General features: G+C 52.5%; 15 protein-coding genes and 1 tRNA gene. 13 read left to right on the top strand and 3 right to left on the bottom strand.

Annotated elements, in window-relative coordinates:
- The 11 genes from hisF (at window position 1) to DL346_RS22570 (ending at window position 11081) form a co-directional block, all read left to right on the top strand.
- Window positions 1-759 (top strand): imidazole glycerol phosphate synthase subunit HisF, encoded by a 759-nt coding sequence (gene hisF, locus DL346_RS22620; RefSeq protein WP_112884617.1) that lies wholly within the window; start codon window positions 1-3, stop codon window positions 757-759.
- Entirely contained in the window at window positions 756-1436 is a 681-nt protein-coding gene (gene hisIE, locus DL346_RS22615; protein WP_112884616.1) for a bifunctional phosphoribosyl-AMP cyclohydrolase/phosphoribosyl-ATP diphosphatase HisIE, read from the top strand. Before hisF ends, hisIE begins: the two co-directional genes overlap by 4 nt.
- 375 nt (window positions 1437-1811) lie before the next feature.
- Complete coding sequence (locus tag DL346_RS22610; protein ID WP_112884687.1) at window positions 1812-2762, top strand: ribose-phosphate diphosphokinase; 951 nt, start codon at window positions 1812-1814, stop codon at window positions 2760-2762.
- A 205-nt stretch (window positions 2763-2967) separates the two neighbouring features.
- Window positions 2968-4731, top strand: coding sequence for a tetratricopeptide repeat protein (locus DL346_RS22605; protein WP_112884615.1), 1764 nt, complete (start codon window positions 2968-2970; stop codon window positions 4729-4731).
- A gap of 59 nt (window positions 4732-4790) precedes the next feature.
- A complete protein-coding gene (trxB, locus tag DL346_RS22600; RefSeq protein ID WP_112884614.1) occupies window positions 4791-5738 on the top strand; it encodes a thioredoxin-disulfide reductase in 948 nt (315 codons plus the stop codon).
- Between the two features lie 248 nt (window positions 5739-5986).
- Window positions 5987-6937 carry an ROK family glucokinase gene (locus DL346_RS22595; RefSeq protein ID WP_112884613.1) on the top strand — a complete coding sequence of 317 codons (951 nt, stop codon included), beginning with the start codon at window positions 5987-5989 and terminating at the stop codon, window positions 6935-6937.
- A 55-nt stretch (window positions 6938-6992) separates the two neighbouring features.
- Window positions 6993-7862: an RNase adapter RapZ gene (gene rapZ / locus DL346_RS22590; protein WP_112884686.1), complete on the top strand. Its 870-nt coding sequence runs from the start codon at window positions 6993-6995 to the stop codon at window positions 7860-7862.
- 6 nt (window positions 7863-7868) lie between these two features.
- Complete coding sequence (locus DL346_RS22585; protein WP_112884612.1) at window positions 7869-8852, top strand: gluconeogenesis factor YvcK family protein; 984 nt, start codon at window positions 7869-7871, stop codon at window positions 8850-8852.
- 6 nt (window positions 8853-8858) lie between these two features.
- The gene (gene whiA / locus DL346_RS22580) at window positions 8859-9788 is read left to right on the top strand and encodes a DNA-binding protein WhiA (protein ID WP_112884611.1); all 930 of its coding nucleotides are present in this window, start codon (window positions 8859-8861) and stop codon (window positions 9786-9788) included.
- A 103-nt stretch (window positions 9789-9891) separates the two neighbouring features.
- Complete coding sequence (locus DL346_RS22575; protein ID WP_090583454.1) at window positions 9892-10161, top strand: HPr family phosphocarrier protein; 270 nt, start codon at window positions 9892-9894, stop codon at window positions 10159-10161.
- Window positions 10162-10310: 149 nt separating this feature from the next.
- Window positions 10311-11081, top strand: a complete 771-nt coding sequence (locus DL346_RS22570) for an SIMPL domain-containing protein (RefSeq protein WP_165822629.1) — start codon at window positions 10311-10313, stop codon at window positions 11079-11081.
- A gap of 97 nt (window positions 11082-11178) precedes the next feature.
- Here the strand turns inward: DL346_RS22570 and sda are convergent, their stop codons facing one another.
- The 3 genes from sda to DL346_RS22555 form a co-directional block, all read right to left on the bottom strand.
- The gene (gene sda / locus DL346_RS29595) at window positions 11179-11493 is read right to left on the bottom strand and encodes a sporulation histidine kinase inhibitor Sda (RefSeq protein ID WP_240633358.1); all 315 of its coding nucleotides are present in this window, start codon (window positions 11491-11493) and stop codon (window positions 11179-11181) included.
- Window positions 11494-11715: 222 nt separating this feature from the next.
- On the bottom strand, window positions 11716-12297 hold the full coding sequence (gene clpP, locus DL346_RS22560; RefSeq protein WP_112884609.1) for an ATP-dependent Clp endopeptidase proteolytic subunit ClpP: 582 nt from the start codon (window positions 12295-12297) through the stop codon (window positions 11716-11718).
- Window positions 12298-12526: 229 nt separating this feature from the next.
- A tRNA-Arg gene (locus DL346_RS22555) sits at window positions 12527-12601 on the bottom strand.
- 238 nt (window positions 12602-12839) lie between these two features.
- On the opposite strand from DL346_RS22555, the gene DL346_RS22550 reads away from it, so the two are divergent.
- The gene (locus DL346_RS22550) at window positions 12840-13883 is read left to right on the top strand and encodes a sugar-binding transcriptional regulator (RefSeq protein WP_112884608.1); all 1044 of its coding nucleotides are present in this window, start codon (window positions 12840-12842) and stop codon (window positions 13881-13883) included.
- A gap of 83 nt (window positions 13884-13966) precedes the next feature.
- On the top strand, window positions 13967-14971 hold the full coding sequence (gene gap / locus DL346_RS22545; protein ID WP_112884607.1) for a type I glyceraldehyde-3-phosphate dehydrogenase: 1005 nt from the start codon (window positions 13967-13969) through the stop codon (window positions 14969-14971).
- Window positions 14972-15167: the final 196 nt, after the last annotated feature.

The raw sequence follows: 15167 nt of genomic DNA, 5'->3' as shown, positions 1-15167 counted from the left end.
ATGCTGGCGAAACGTATTATTCCATGTCTGGACGTCAAGGACGGACGCGTGGTCAAAGGGGTCAACTTCGTCAATTTGCGCGATGCGGGCGATCCGGTGGAGCTTGCGGCGATCTACGATAAGGAAGGCGCGGACGAGCTTGTGTTTCTGGACATATCCGCTTCGGTTGAAGGACGGGCGACGATGATCGAGGTGGTTAAACGGACGGCCGGCGAGATCACGATCCCGTTCACGGTTGGCGGAGGGATCTCTCACGTCGACGATATGAAGCGGCTGCTCCGCGCAGGCGCGGATAAGATCGGCATCAACACGGCTGCTGTCAAGAACCCGTCGCTCGTTAAGGACGGCGCTCGCAAGTTCGGCTCGCAATGCATCGTCGTTGCGATCGATGCGAAGTTTAACCCGGAATGGGGCGAGTGGGAAGTATACACGCATGGCGGCCGTACGGCGACCGGCATCAAGGCGCTGGCTTGGGCGAAGGAAGTCGAGTCGATGGGCGCCGGCGAAATTTTGCTGACGAGCATGGATGCGGACGGAACGAAGGATGGTTTCGACATCAAATTGACCAAGGCCGTTTCGCAATCGCTGTCGATTCCGGTAATCGCCTCCGGCGGCGCCGGAAGAGTCGAGCATTTCTATGACGTTTTTCAGCAGGGTCATGCGGATGCGGGTCTTGCGGCAACGATTTTCCATTACAAAGAATTGACGATCCGCGATGTGAAGAATGACTTGCGGCTGAAAGGAGTCGAGATTAGATGAGTTTGGGGAAACAAGAAACGGTTGCCGCGGCGATCAAATGGGACGAGGCGGGCCTTGTTTCGGCCATCGTTCAGGATGCGAATAGCAAAGAAGTGCTCATGATGGCGTACATGAACGAGGAGTCGCTGTCCCGTTCTATCGAATCGGGCGAGACCTGGTTCTGGAGCCGCTCGCGAAACGAGCTGTGGCATAAAGGGGCAACCAGCGGCCATACGCAGCGAATCGTGTCGATGCACTATGACTGCGACGGAGATACGCTGCTGCTTCGCGTCGAGCAGAAGGGGCCGGCCTGCCATAACGGGACGTACAGCTGCTTCACGAACGAAGTGGCAGGCGTGGCTGGGACGGACGGCAGCGCACCTGCGCTTTCGAGTGAACGGTTCGCGATGCTGAACCAGCTAGAGGCCGTTATTGCGCAGCGCTATACGGAGCGTCCGGAAGGAGCTTACACGACGTACCTGTTCGAGAAGGGCGTTGACAAAATCCTGAAGAAGGTCGGCGAAGAGTCGGCGGAAGTCATTATCGCAGCGAAGAACAAGGATAATGACGAGCTCCGCTGCGAGACGAGCGATCTGATTTTCCACCTGATGGTGCTCCTGCGCGAACGCGGCTTGTCCTTGGACGAGGTTATGGCCGAGTTGGGACGCCGACACAATAAATCGAAGCAGCCGAAGTAATCGAAACCGGCTTGCCCAAACATGTAACCGAGCCTGGATTCCAGCGCTCGGTTCTATGGCGTTTTTGCCATAAAATGTTCAAAATTAAGGATGAACCGGATCAGACCCTGAAACCTGCAAAGAATGGGACATAGTTGAGAATAATGGGCTTTTTTGCGCATTTGGGCGGTTTTTGAAATATGAAGATTTCCATGTATAATGAATGGTGTCGAATCATCCGCTGTTATGACAGTATTGCAAGAAGAAACGGCTGACGCCATCTTTCATTGGCGCGTAAGTTTCGTTCCTAAGATCTTATGGAAATTTATGGTCAACCGGCTTTGAATTCTGTAAGATTAAATAAAAAGTGGTCTAATCGCTCAGGAGGGTATTATGTTGTTTAGCGACAAGCTGCGTATTTTCTCGGGGTCCTCGAATCCCAAACTTGCCGAGCAGATCTGCGAGAATCTCGGTATGGAGCTCGGCAAAATCAAAGTGTCTCGTTTCAAAAGCGGCGAAATTTACGTTCACTATGAGGAGACGATCCGGAACTGCGACGTTTTCCTCGTACAGTCGTTCTCGCATCCGATCAACGATCATTTTGTCGAGCTGCTTGTCATGATCGATGCGGCGAAGCGTGCTTCCGCGCGTACCGTCAACATCATCGTGCCGTACTACGGCTATGCGCGCCAGGAGCGCAAGGCAGCTCCGCGTGAACCGATTTCGGCGAAAATGCTGGCGGACGTCCTGACGACTGTCGGTGCAAACCGTGTGATCACGATCGATCTGCACGCTCCGGCGATCCAGGGCTTCTTCAACATCCCTGTCGATCATCTGACGGGTCTTGATCTGATCAGCGACTACTTGAAATCGAAGAACATTAAGAACCCTGTAGTCGTATCCCCGGATGCTGGACGTGCCTCGACGGCAGAGAAACTTGCCAACTACTTGGATGCACCGTTCGCCATCATGATCAAGAAGCGTCCGGCGCACAACGAATCGATCATTACGCACGTAATTGGCGACGTTGAAGGACAGACACCGATCATTATCGAGGACTTGATTGATACGGGCACCACAATCGTAAACGTGGTGGAAGGCCTGAAAGAACGCGGCGCTGAAGACGTCTATGTGTGCGCGACGCACCCGCTCTTCTCCGGTCCGGCTCTCCAGCGATTGGACCATCCGAATATTAAAGAAGTCATTGTCACGGACTCGATTGCGCTGCCGGATAACCATTCCGACCGCTTTACAGTCTTGTCTGTAGCCCCGATTCTGGCTGAAACGACGCGCATTATTATCGAAGGCGGCTCCATCAGCACGCTCTTCAAGAATGCCGGCATCTAGGAAACTGTCCGATAGACGCCGTCAGTGCGTAAGCACGAAAAGCAACTTCGACAGGCAGGCCCTAGTCATATACCGCCTAGCTTTAGGCAAACCTTCGAAATCGCGGGCGAATGCCCGCGATTTCCCACATATTCTTTCGTGTAAGGATAGGCCGCGCTATGGTATAATCGTAGAATATTTGATGTACCGGGGAGGTGCCTTTGTTATGAAAGAAAAGAAAATTGCGGTAGCCAGCCACAGCACGAAGGTCATTCCGATTCAATGGGACGCAACGTTCTTTTTCGAGCGAGCGGTCCGGTCGATGGATCGTTATCACTATGACAAGGCACTGAAGTATTTCCGCCGCGCGGCCGAGTTCGAGCCGGATAATCCAGTGAACCATTGCAACATGGCGGGGATTTTATCGGAAATGGGCAATTACGAGGAGTCGAACCGGATTTTGTCGTCGATTGTTGACGAGCTTGATCCGGAAATGACGGAATGCCATTTCTATATGGCCAACAATTACGCGAACATGGAAATGTACGAAGCGGCAGAGGGCGCGCTCGTGCGCTATCTGGAGGAAGATTCAGAGGGTCAGTTTCTGGAGGAAGCCGAAGAGATGATGGAGCTGCTCCAATACGAGCTGGAGCGTCCGATGAAGCTGGCTTACATTAAAGCGCGCGAAGGCTTCTTCGAGCATGACCGCGCGCGGTCGATGCTAGAGGAAGGGAAGTTTGTCGAAGCGGTACGGCTGCTCGAAAGCATCGTAGAGAAGAACGGCGAATTTCTGGCCGCACGCAACAATTTGGCTTTGGCTTACTACTATATGGGAATGTTCGAAAAAGCCATGGTTACGATCCGGCAGGTGCTGGAGCTCGAACCGGGCAATTTGCATGCCCTTTGCAATTTGGCCATTTTCCATCAGCATGCCGGCGACCAAGCGCAATTGAAGCCGCTGGTCGAGCTGCTGCGCAAAACGGTGCCTTTCCATCAGGAGCATGTGTTTAAGCTGGCCACGACAATGGGTATTCTAGGTGAACACGGCGAAGCCTACCGCCATTTCATTCGTCTGCTTAAGGACAATGCGCTGAAGTCGGACCCGTGCCTCTATCATTATGCAGCCGTTGCGGCTTGCAATATAGGACGGTATGAGGAAGCAAGGCGGCTATGGCTGCAAGTCGGCAAGCTGGACAGCGAATCGCATGTGCCGGGCTACTACTTGGAGCAGCTTTCACTTATGGAGAAGGGGCTTCATACGGCGCCTACGAGCTACCATTACCATTTGCCGTTCGAAGAACAATTCAAGCTGTGGGAGAAGTCGACGGAATCTCTGCCGGATCATATGAAGCGGGATCCGCTCGTCCGCTCCTCCTTCTTCTGGGCGCTGCGCCACGGGGATCGCCATACGAAGCTGCAGGTGATCCAAGCGCTCGGCATGATTGCCGACAATGAAGTGAAGGACGCGCTGCGCGATTTCATTCTCGAGCCGCAGGAAGATGACTATTTGAAACGAATCGCCATCTTCGTGCTCCGCTCGATTGGCGTGCATGAATCGCTGAATGCGGTACTCGATGGCAAAGAGACGGTTATTGAGCATAGCCGGATGCCTTCCCGTCTTCCGATTTGGGAGGACAAATGGCAAGCGGTGCTCGAGGCTGCTCTTATTCGAATGAACAAACACTATGATTTGGTCCAGCAGTATGACCTCATGACGCTGTGGATCGAATTCCTATCGCGAATTTACCCCAATGTGCCGAAGCTTGGAAAAGTGGAGGGGTGGGCTGCTGCGCTTGAGTATTTGACGGCCAAGATGCACCGGAGAGAAATCTCGTACCACGAGGTGTCCGAGCGATATGGCACGTCGATTGCGACGGTCAGCAAGTGCGCCAAACGCATTGATGAAATATGCGGCATTAAAGAGAAAATGAGAATGATCTTCCCGGGGCTTGCTCAGCGCTATGACCAAGGGGGCTCAAGCGACGTATAAAGCCCGTCGTCGCAGCGATTTCTCGGTGCCGGCACTCTAACGTTTAGGAGGCAACCAGCGTGTACAAAGCAATTATTATCGGAACAGGCCCGGCAGGGCTGACAGCCGCGATTTACTTGGCTCGCGCCAACATGAACCCGCTTGTCATCGAAGGTCCCGAGCCAGGCGGCCAATTGACGACAACGACGGAGGTCGAGAACTTCCCGGGCTTCCCGGAAGGCATCATGGGACCGGACCTCATGGCGAATATGCGCAAGCAAGCGGAACGCTTCGGGGCGGAATTCCGCACCGGTTGGGTAAACTCGGTCGATACCTCCAAGCGTCCGTTTACGCTGCAGGTAGAAGGACAAGGCGAGCTGCAAGCGGAAGCTTTGATTATCTCGACAGGCGCTTCGGCTAAGTACTTGGGCATCCCGGGCGAGCGCGAGAACGTGGGCAAAGGCGTCAGCACCTGCGCAACCTGCGACGGCTTCTTCTTCCGCGGCAAGAAAATCATCGTAGTCGGCGGCGGCGACTCCGCGATGGAAGAGGCGAACTTCCTGACGCGTTTCGCATCCGAAGTTGTGCTTGTACACCGCCGCGCCGAAATGCGCGCTTCGAAAATCATGCAGGACCGCGCCCGCGAGAACGGCAAGATCAGTTGGGCGCTGGACCGCACGCCGCTTGAAGTTGTCGCGACCGGCATGGGCGTTACCGGCCTGAAGGTGCGCAACAATCAAACCGGCGAAGAAGAAGTGATCGAAACGAACGGCATCTTCGTCGCGATCGGCCACACGCCGAACACGAAATTCCTCGGCGGACAGCTGCAAACGGACGAAACGGGCTATTTGATCGTGAAGCCGGGTACGTCCGAGACGAATATTCCGGGTATCTTCGCCTGCGGTGACGTGCAGGACAACAAATACCGCCAAGCGATTACGGCTGCGGGCAGCGGCTGCATGGCTGCGCTGGACTGCGAGAAGTTCCTGGAAGGCCATGCGGTGCATGACTGGAGCCAGACGGTTTAAACCTTTGCCCGCGTGAGCGTGCAATGAAGTACACGACGCATGGATGACGCTGTCCGAAGCACGGACAGCGTCGCTTCATGTCGGAAGCGGCTTAAAGGGCTTTTATATGAATCTATTTATCCCGATAATCCGCGAAAATGCTGACGAATCAGCGAAGGTGATTGTCCTTGACCAGTTGGAAGCGTTCGCTTATAGTTTAGTTGGAACGGAAGTAAAACTAGATACTTATATTATAGAGGTGGCCTATTATGTCCGAGAAAATCGTCGTTGGTGTTGATATTGGCGGTACAACTATTAAGGTTGGTATTTGCAGCATGGAAGGCGCCCTGCTGCATACGTATGAAGGAGCAACTGAAGTTGAGAAAGGCTCCGATGCGGTTTGCGCCAATATTGCCGACTACGCCAAACTGATCGTGGAGCAATCTCCATTTACGTGGGAGCAAGTTGAGGGCGTAGGCATCGGCATCGCCGGCTTCCTCGATATCCCGAACGGAATCGTGAAGAAATCGGTTAACCTTTATTTCGATAATGTGCCTCTTAAGTCGATTCTCGAAGAGAAACTCGGCAAGAAGGTGCTTGTAAATAATGACGCTAACGTAGCTGCGCTTGGCGAAGCATGGGCTGGCGCGGGCCGCGGCATTTCCGACTGCGTATGTTACACGCTCGGAACAGGTGTAGGCGGCGGCGTTATCATCAACGGCAAAATCGTGGAAGGCTTCGCAGGCATGGCGGGCGAGCTTGGTCACATTCCAATCGTGCCGGATCTCGAAGCGATCCAATGCGGCTGCGGTAAAATGGGCTGCCTGGAGACCGTTTCTTCCGCTACGGGCATCATCCGCATGGCGAAAGACGCTGTCGAGCGCGGCGACCGCACGTCGCTTTCGTTCGTGGAGAACATCATGGCGAAGGATGTCGTCGACGCTGCGAAAGCTGGCGATGAAGTCGCTGCCCGTATCGTAGCGCGCGCGGCGCACTACTTGGGCAAATCGATGGCAACGGTATCGGTTGTGCTTAATCCGCAGCGTTTTATTATCGGCGGCGGCGTTTCCAAGGCCGGCGAATTCCTGTTCGAGCAAATTCGCGAAGCGTTCAAAAAAGCGGCGCCTGAAATGGCGCAGGAAGGCGTGGAAATCGTGCCGGCTATTCTAGGCAACGATGCAGGCGTCGTCGGCGCGGCAGGTTTGATCATTCGCGCTTAGCTTAATTGAATAGTTCAAACGGTGGGAGGGATTGAAGGTGGAAGCGGGAACAACGATGGCGAAGCTTGTCATCATTACAGGCATGTCCGGTGCCGGTAAGACGATTGCGGTGCAGAGCCTGGAGGATCTCGGATTTTTCTGCGTCGATAATCTTCCGCCGGTGCTCATCCCGAAATTTGCGGAGCTCATTGAGCAGTCCAACGGCAAAATCGGTAAGGTCGCGCTGGTGATCGACTTGCGCGGCCGCGAGTTTTTTACGGCCTTGTCGGAGTCCTTGACCTACTTGAAGGAACACTACACGATCGGGTATGAGATTCTATTCTTGGATGCAACGGACAGCGTGCTTGTTCAGCGGTATAAGGAAAGCCGCCGCTTGCACCCGCTCGCGCCGGAGGGCTTGCCGCTCGAGGGCATTAAGCTGGAGCGGCGGATTTTGGAGGATCTCAAGGGATCAGCAACGCAGGTTATCGATACGAGCAGCCTGAAGCCGGTTCAGTTAAAAGAACGGATCATGTCCAGATTCAGAAATTCGGATCTTAGTACGATTTCGATTAACGTCACTTCGTTTGGGTTCAAGTATGGCATTCCGATCGATGCCGATCTGATTTATGATGTACGTTTTCTGCCGAACCCGCATTATGTCGATCATCTGCGCCCGAACACCGGGATGGATGTCGAAGTGTACGAGTATGTCATGAAATGGCCGGAGACGCAGGCGTTTCTCACCAAGCTGCTCGATATGCTTCAATTCCTTATTCCTCTTTACAGGAAAGAAGGCAAAAGCCAAGTCGTCATCGGAATCGGCTGCACTGGCGGGAAGCACCGTTCGGTCGCGATCGCCGAATATTTGGGCCGGATGCTTGGCAGCAGTGACACAGAACTCGTTCGAGTCAGTCATCGAGATTCAGATCGTGATCGGGGTTGAGGCAGCGTGAAAACGCGTAGTAAAGTACAGAACCCCCGCATTGTCGTCATCGGCGGAGGAACAGGGCTCTCGGTGATGCTGCGCGGATTGAAGGAGAAACCGCTTGACATTACGGCAATCGTGACGGTGGCCGACGATGGCGGCAGCTCCGGCATTCTGCGAAATGAGCTGCAGATGCCGCCTCCGGGCGATATTCGCAACGTGCTGATCGCGCTTGCCGATGTAGAACCGCTTCTCTCCGATATGCTGCAATACCGGTTTAATTCCGGAACCGGGCTAGCGGGTCACAGCTTGGGCAACCTTATGCTTGCGGCCATGACCGACATATCGGGCGACTTCGTTTCCGGCGTGCGGATGCTGAGCAAGGTGCTTGCTGTCCGCGGCCGCGTACTTCCGGCAGCCGGGGAAGCGATCGTGCTGAAGGCGGAAACAGTTGACGGCACCATCATCACGGGCGAGTCCAACATTCCGAAGGCGGGGAAAGCGATCAAGCGGGTCTTTATCGAGCCTGCTGATGTCGAGCCGCTGGAGGAAGCAGTAGAGGCAATCCGCGAAGCCGATGCTATTCTAATCGGTCCGGGGAGTCTGTATACCAGTATCATTCCGAATCTGCTGGTTCCGAAACTAGCAGAAAGTATCGTTGATTCGAATGCGGTCAAAATATTCGTTTGCAATGTGATGACCCAGCCAGGAGAAACAGACAATTATTCGGTCGGCGACCATTTGGATGCCGTCCATGCGCATATTGGACATCATTTGTTTGACTATGTTATCGTAAATGACGGTGAAATCCCCGAGCAGGTACAGCAAAAGTATGCCGAGCGGGGAGCAAAGGCGGTACATCTTGATCTGGAAGAAGTGAAGCGGCGCGGTTATGAGGTCATTGCAGACCGGCTTGTGCTGTTCAGAACCTACTTGCGTCATGATGCTGCGAGGTTAAGTCATCATATTTATCAGCTTGTGGAAAACTGGATGGAACGAAAGAGGTGAGTTACATTGTCTTTTGCGGGACAAACCAAAAAAGAATTGACGCTCATCGAAGCGGATCCATGCTGCGAGAAGGCAGAGCTCTCCGCGCTGATTCGAATGAACGGTTCGGTTTCATTATCGAGCCGGAAGGTTATACTCGATATATCGACAGAAAACGCGGCGATCGCAAGACGCATCTACTCCCTCATTAAGAAGCAGTTCGCGGTTCATACGGAGCTGCTTGTACGCAAAAAAATGAGGCTGAAGAAGAACAATGTCTATATTGTGCGAATTCCGGCGAGGGTTCAGGAAATATTGAGCGACCTCAAGATTGTCTCCGAAGGCTTTATGTTTAATCAGGGCATCGATCGGGACATCATTCGCAAATCATGCTGCAAGCGCTCCTATCTGCGCGGCGCGTTCCTAGCCGGGGGTTCGGTGAACAATCCGGAGGGATCGTCCTACCACTTGGAGATTGCCACGATGTACGATGAGCACTGTCAAGCACTCGTGGAGCTGGCGAACAAGTTCGATCTGAACGCCCGCTGCATTGAACGCAAGAAAGGGTTCATCTTCTACATGAAAGAGGGCGAGAAAATTATCGAGCTCCTTAGCATTATCGGGGCCCATCAGGCACTCTTCAAATTCGAGGATGTCCGCATCATGCGGGATATGCGCAACTCCGTCAACCGGATCGTCAACTGCGAGACGGCGAATTTGAATAAAACGATCGGGGCCGCTGTACGGCAGATCGATAATATTAAGCTGCTTGAGCGCGAGGTCGGGCTGGATTCCCTGCCTGAGAAGCTTCGCGAGGTGGCTCATATACGGCTGATGCATCCGGATCTGAATTTGACGGAAGTCGGCGAAATGCTCAAAGGCAAGGTGAGCAAGTCCGGCGTTAACCATCGCCTGCGCAAAATCGATGAGTTGGCCGAAAAATTAAGGAACGGTTAAGCAAAGGCTAGTGTAGAATTTGGAAAAGTGATATAATAGCGATTAAAATGACATTGGTACAAGGGATCGCAGGATTGAAATTCGTATAGGGGGTAAGGTTTCCATGACAAGGCATCCGGTTGTCGTTCGGCTGAAGACAGGTCTTCATGCAAGACCGGCCGCACTTTTTGTTCAGGAAGCGAACAAGTTTTCTTCCGAGGTGTTCGTAGAGAAAGACGATAAAAAAGTGAACGCTAAATCGATTATGGGGATTATGAGCCTTGCTATTAGCTCCGGTACTGAGGTTACGATAAGCGCGGAAGGTTCGGACGCAGATCAAGCTGTAACCGCTTTAGTAAACCTGGTTAGCAAGGAAGAATTGGAGAACCAATAATAATCAGTCATAAACGACTTGAAGAAACTCCCGAAAGGGGGTTTTTTTCTGTTTTTTTACTTTTTAGGGCTATGGGGACGCAACAAAGAATACGCTTACAACGTCATTAATAGAAGAAAGAAAATATGGAGAATAAGGGGTTGATTGTGATGTTAATGATCAAGCCGAAATGGGTGCTGGTACCTGTATTGGCGCTGGCGGTTGGCGTAGGCGCACTGATCGGGGCAAACGGATTTGGCAAGAACGAGGTGCACGCGGTGGACAACGGCAGCGTGGTACAGAAGAGCACAATTACAGTATCGGGTACGGGCAAGCTGGAGGCGGCACCGGATGTGGCGTATTTAAGCGTGGCGGTGGAAGCGCGGGCAGCGACGGCGAAGGAAGCCCAGTCCAAGAATGCGACACAGTTTGAAGGATTGAAAAAGGTGCTATTCGACAAATACAAAATGAATGCGAAGGATGTCAAGACGATTGGCTTCTACGTGCAGGCTGAGTATGATTACAGCAGCAAGGACGGCTCAAGCAAAATCAAAGGCTACCTGGCCGTGCACAACATTCAAATTACGACCCGCAATCTCGACGGCATCGGCAAACTGCTTGACGAGCTGTCGGCATCGGGCGCAAACCGCGTAGACGGGGTGCAATTCAATACGGAGAAGCAGGAGCAATATGAGATTCAAGCGCTGGAGAAGGCGATGGCGAACGCGAAAGCCAAGGCATCCGCTCTGGCCAAAGCAGCCGGCAAGCAAGTTAAAGAAGTCATTAGCATCTCGCAAAATGGCGTAAGCGGCGGTCCTATCTATTATGGACGGGGTGAAATGGCGGCGAGCGATGCTGCAGCCGATAAAGCGGAGACAAGCGTGCAGACGGGCGTCATCAATGTTTCCGCAGATGTAACGGTTGTCTACGAAATGCAATAAGGGAAGAGCAACAAAATAAGGCAGACTTCTCTCCGGGATGGAGAGGGTCTGCCTTTCGTATGACGAGCGGTCAGCATGGTTGACTCTACGATGTCAGTTAGGCTAAAGACTTCTGTTCATCATTCGCGGATAGTCCGCGCTGTTCAATGGCCGACTCAATCAGCGCGATAAATTCTGCGGACAGGCGCATCGCTCTTGCCTCATGGTAGACCTCAATCAGGTGAGTATCGCTAAGCGGTCGCAAGAGAAGAGACTTGTCTTGCATAGGCAAGAAAAGATTATGCGTGTCCGAGTCAGATGGCGCATGCTGGAAATTCGGTTCATACGAAGGCGTGTAGGACGAGAATACACTGCCAGAATCACTGGATCGAATGAAATTTCGCACGCTTGCGAAGGGATTCGTAAGTTTCATGCGTGTGCAACTCCGTTTATAATAGATTTCCAAAGCGTAACCTAAGGGACGGTGAATATGGAATCATTTAGTACATCTTAACATGATTTTTTGGAGTAGTCCGTAGTCATTCAGCGCTTCAAATTGTTATTGACGATGTGTGGGAAGTGTGATATAGGACAAACAAAAAGAGCGTTAATCCGCGAAGGATTAACGCTCTTCGAATATTTAGATAAAAGAACCTTACAGTTTCTCGATGACTTTATCGACAAGCCCGTAAGAAGCAGCTTCGGCAGCGGACATGAAGTAGTCGCGGTCCGTGTCGCGCTCGATTTTCTCAAGCGGCTGGCCCGTGTTAGCCGATAAGATCCGGTTCAGCGTATCGCGCGTCTTCAGAATATGCTTGGCGCGGATTTCGATATCGCTTGCCTGGCCTTGCGCGCCGCCGAGCGGCTGGTGAATCATGACTTCGCTGTTAGGCAGGGCGTAACGCTTGCCCTTGGCGCCTGCCGAAAGAAGGAATGCGCCCATCGAAGCGGCCATCCCGACGCAGATCGTAGAAACTTCAGGCTTGATGAAATTCATCGTATCGAAAATGGCGAGACCTGCCGAAACCGAACCGCCAGGGCTGTTAATGTATAGCGAGATGTCTTTGTCCGGATCGTCGGCAGCAAGGAACAACAGCTGCGCGATAATGGAGTTTGCTACTACATCATTGACAGGCGTACCGAGGAATACAATTCGATCCTTCAGCAAACGGGAATAAATGTCATAAGCGCGTTCGCCACGGTTGTTCTGCTCGATAACCATTGGAATGAAGCTCATCGTAAGTCCCTCCTTAAGAACATTGTTAACAACTTCATCATAACGGATTGCCAATCAAAAGTCAAAGATGGTCAAATCAGCATCAAATCGCATAGCAAAGCCTTTTTGGGGATTACATTCGCGTGAATTTGGAGATGCTGTTTGAGGTGAGCCCATGTGGCCTGACATAAAGAAGGACCCTCCGATATCGGAAGGTCCTTCACTATGAATCGTTCATTGTAATTGTAAGTGGCGCGCCCGCGAGGAATTGAACCTCGATCTCAGGCTCCGGAGGCCTACGTCATATCCATTGGACCACGGGCGCAAAGTGACAGCGAAGATAAGTATATGTGATTCCGATCAGAAAAGCAAGGGCAAGCCGTAAAAAAAAATTTGATCAAATCGTGTCGGTAAACGGTTTCATTAGGCAAACCGATCTTGCCCCTTCCCTTCGTTTGGGTTACAATGACTGTGGGACTAAAAAAGCGCATGTGGGACATTTTGAGTCCAGCATTGCGGAGCAGTACGCAAGCTCTTTTCAGCAACAGGAGTTGATGCCTAAGATGCAGTCTCTCATCGAAATTCAGCAACAGCTTCTGCCGGACTTGCTTGTCGTTATGAGAAAAAGATACCTCATTCTCCGCCAGGTCATGCTTTCGGATATGATCGGCCGCCGCACTTTAGCCGCTTCGCTCGATATGACAGAGCGGGTGCTGCGGGCGGAAACGGATTTTTTGAAAGCACAGGAGCTGCTTCACATCGATGCCGCAGGGATGCGCATTACGGAAGCGGGCAAAAGGCTGATGGAGAAGATGGAGCCTTTCTACAAAACGATGTTCGGGTTGTCGGAGCTGGAAGAGAGAATTCGCAAGCATTTTGGATTAAAGCAGGTCGTAATCGTCACGGGCGATGCCGATGAATCCCCGCACACGAAGCGGGAGCTTGGCCGCGCAGGCTGCGCGGTGCTGAGCAAGGCGATGCAGAAGGACGATGTAATTGCCGTAACAGGCGGGTCGACATTGGCCCAGGTTGCCAATCAGCTGACTTCGCATACGCCGCTCAAAGGCAATTGGTTCGTCCCTGCCAGAGGCGGACTGGGCGAGAGTTTGGACTATCAAGCGAATACGATCGTCTCGACCATGGCGAAGCGTACAGGCGCTCAATACCGGATGCTTCATGTACCGGATCACTTGGGCGAGGAAGCCTATACCTCTCTGATGCAGGAACCGAATGTGAGGGAGATCGTAGAGGTCATCCGCAAAGCCCGCATCGTCATTCACGGGATCGGAGACGCTATGGTAATGGCTCGCCGCAGACGCGTGGATGCCGCGGTGGTGGACGCGCTGAAGGCCGAAGGAGCGCTTGCGGAGTCGTTCGGGTATTATTTTGATCAAGGCGGCGCCGTTGTCCATAAGATGCTCACTGTAGGCCTTAGAATCGAAGATATTATGGAAACCGAGGTCGTCATTGCGATTGCAGGCGGCCGCAGCAAAGGCGAAGCGATCGCAGCCGTGATGCGCTTCGGGCATGATGATGTGCTCGTCACGGACGAGGCCGCCGCACTTGAAATCGCGGCGATCATCGATAAGGAAGAACAAACCGCTTAGTGATCTTGACGGGTGGACAGCCGGCTTTCGGTGTCCAGCGCTCGTCTTGAGATAAATGAAATTATGCCTAGGAGGAAACTAAAATGGTAAAAGTTGGTATTAACGGTTTTGGTCGTATCGGCCGCAACGTATTCCGCGCAGCACTGAACAACCCGAATGTTGAAGTGGTGGCTGTAAACGATTTGACAGACACAAACACGCTGGCTCACCTGCTGAAATACGACACGACTCACGGCAAGCTTGAAGCTACTGTTGAAGCTAAAGAAGGCGCGCTGATCGTTAACGGCCGCGAGATCAAAGTTTTTGCTGAACGTAACCCTGAGAACCTTCCATGGGCTTCCGTAGGCGCTGAAATCGTTGTTGAATCGACTGGTATCTTCACAGCGAAAGAAAAAGCCGAGCTTCACCTGAAAGGCGGCGCGAAGAAAGTTATCATCTCCGCACCGGCTTCGAACGAAGACATCACAATCGTTATGGGCGTTAACGAAGATAAGTACGATGCGGCAGCTCACACAGTTATCTCCAACGCTTCTTGCACAACGAACTGCCTGGCTCCATTCGCAAAAGTTCTTAATGACAAGTTCGGTATCGTTAAGGGTATGATGACGACTGTTCACTCCTACACGAACGACCAATCCGTTCTTGACGTTCCTCATAAAGACCTGCGCCGCGCTCGCGCTGCAGCAGAGAACATCATCCCGTCGTCGACAGGCGCTGCAAAAGCAGTATCCCTCGTACTGCCTGAGCTGAAAGGCAAGCTGAACGGTATGGCTATGCGCGTTCCTACTCCGAACGTATCCGTAACTGACCTTGTAGCTGAACTGAAAGTAAACGTAACTGTTGAAGAAGTTAACGCAGCGCTGAAAGACGCTTCCGAAACTTCGCTGAAAGGCATCTTGAACTACTCCGAAGAGCCGCTTGTATCGAGCGACTACAACGGCGACCCGGCTTCCTCCACAATCGACGCTCTGTCGACTATGGTCGTTGAAGGCAACATGGTGAAAGTCGTTTCCTGGTACGACAACGAGTGGGGCTACTCCAACCGCGTAGTAGACCTGGCTGCATATATCGCATCCAAAGGCCTGTAATAGGGTCCGAATATCCGTCGAAGGAGCTGCTTGTGGGCAGCTCCTTCGCGATAGTTTGCGCTTGCATGCGGTAATGGGGAAATTAGTAGAAGAAAATGACGGTTCCCCGTCGGAACCGATATAAACACATAGATAAGATAAACCTGCAGCAATCTGCGGGATGGATAGCATGTGGAGAATTTAAATATACTTTGAC

This window comes from Paenibacillus montanisoli (genome assembly GCF_003268025.1).
Taxonomy (GTDB): Bacteria; Bacillota; Bacilli; order Paenibacillales; family Paenibacillaceae; genus Paenibacillus_Z; species Paenibacillus_Z montanisoli.
The sequence above is the reverse complement of the archived record's forward strand: the minus strand, read 5'-3'. Positions and strand labels throughout refer to the sequence as shown.

Bases quoted from the DNA above. Each gene is read 5' to 3' on its own strand.
- hisF (WP_112884617.1), top strand. From the start codon at position 1: ATGCTGGCGAAACGTATTATTCCATGTCTGGACGTCAAGGACGGACGC.
- hisIE (WP_112884616.1), top strand. From the start codon at position 756: ATGAGTTTGGGGAAACAAGAAACGGTTGCCGCGGCGATCAAATGGGAC.
- DL346_RS22605 (WP_112884615.1), top strand. From the start codon at position 2,968: ATGAAAGAAAAGAAAATTGCGGTAGCCAGCCACAGCACGAAGGTCATT.
- DL346_RS22595 (WP_112884613.1), top strand. From the start codon at position 5,987: ATGTCCGAGAAAATCGTCGTTGGTGTTGATATTGGCGGTACAACTATT.
- rapZ (WP_112884686.1), top strand. From the start codon at position 6,993: ATGGCGAAGCTTGTCATCATTACAGGCATGTCCGGTGCCGGTAAGACG.
- DL346_RS22575 (WP_090583454.1), top strand. From the start codon at position 9,892: ATGACAAGGCATCCGGTTGTCGTTCGGCTGAAGACAGGTCTTCATGCA.
- DL346_RS22570 (WP_165822629.1), top strand. From the start codon at position 10,311: ATGTTAATGATCAAGCCGAAATGGGTGCTGGTACCTGTATTGGCGCTG.
- sda (WP_240633358.1), bottom strand. From the start codon at position 11,493: ATGAAACTTACGAATCCCTTCGCAAGCGTGCGAAATTTCATTCGATCC.
- clpP (WP_112884609.1), bottom strand. From the start codon at position 12,297: ATGAGCTTCATTCCAATGGTTATCGAGCAGAACAACCGTGGCGAACGC.
- DL346_RS22550 (WP_112884608.1), top strand. From the start codon at position 12,840: ATGCAGTCTCTCATCGAAATTCAGCAACAGCTTCTGCCGGACTTGCTT.
- gap (WP_112884607.1), top strand. From the start codon at position 13,967: ATGGTAAAAGTTGGTATTAACGGTTTTGGTCGTATCGGCCGCAACGTA.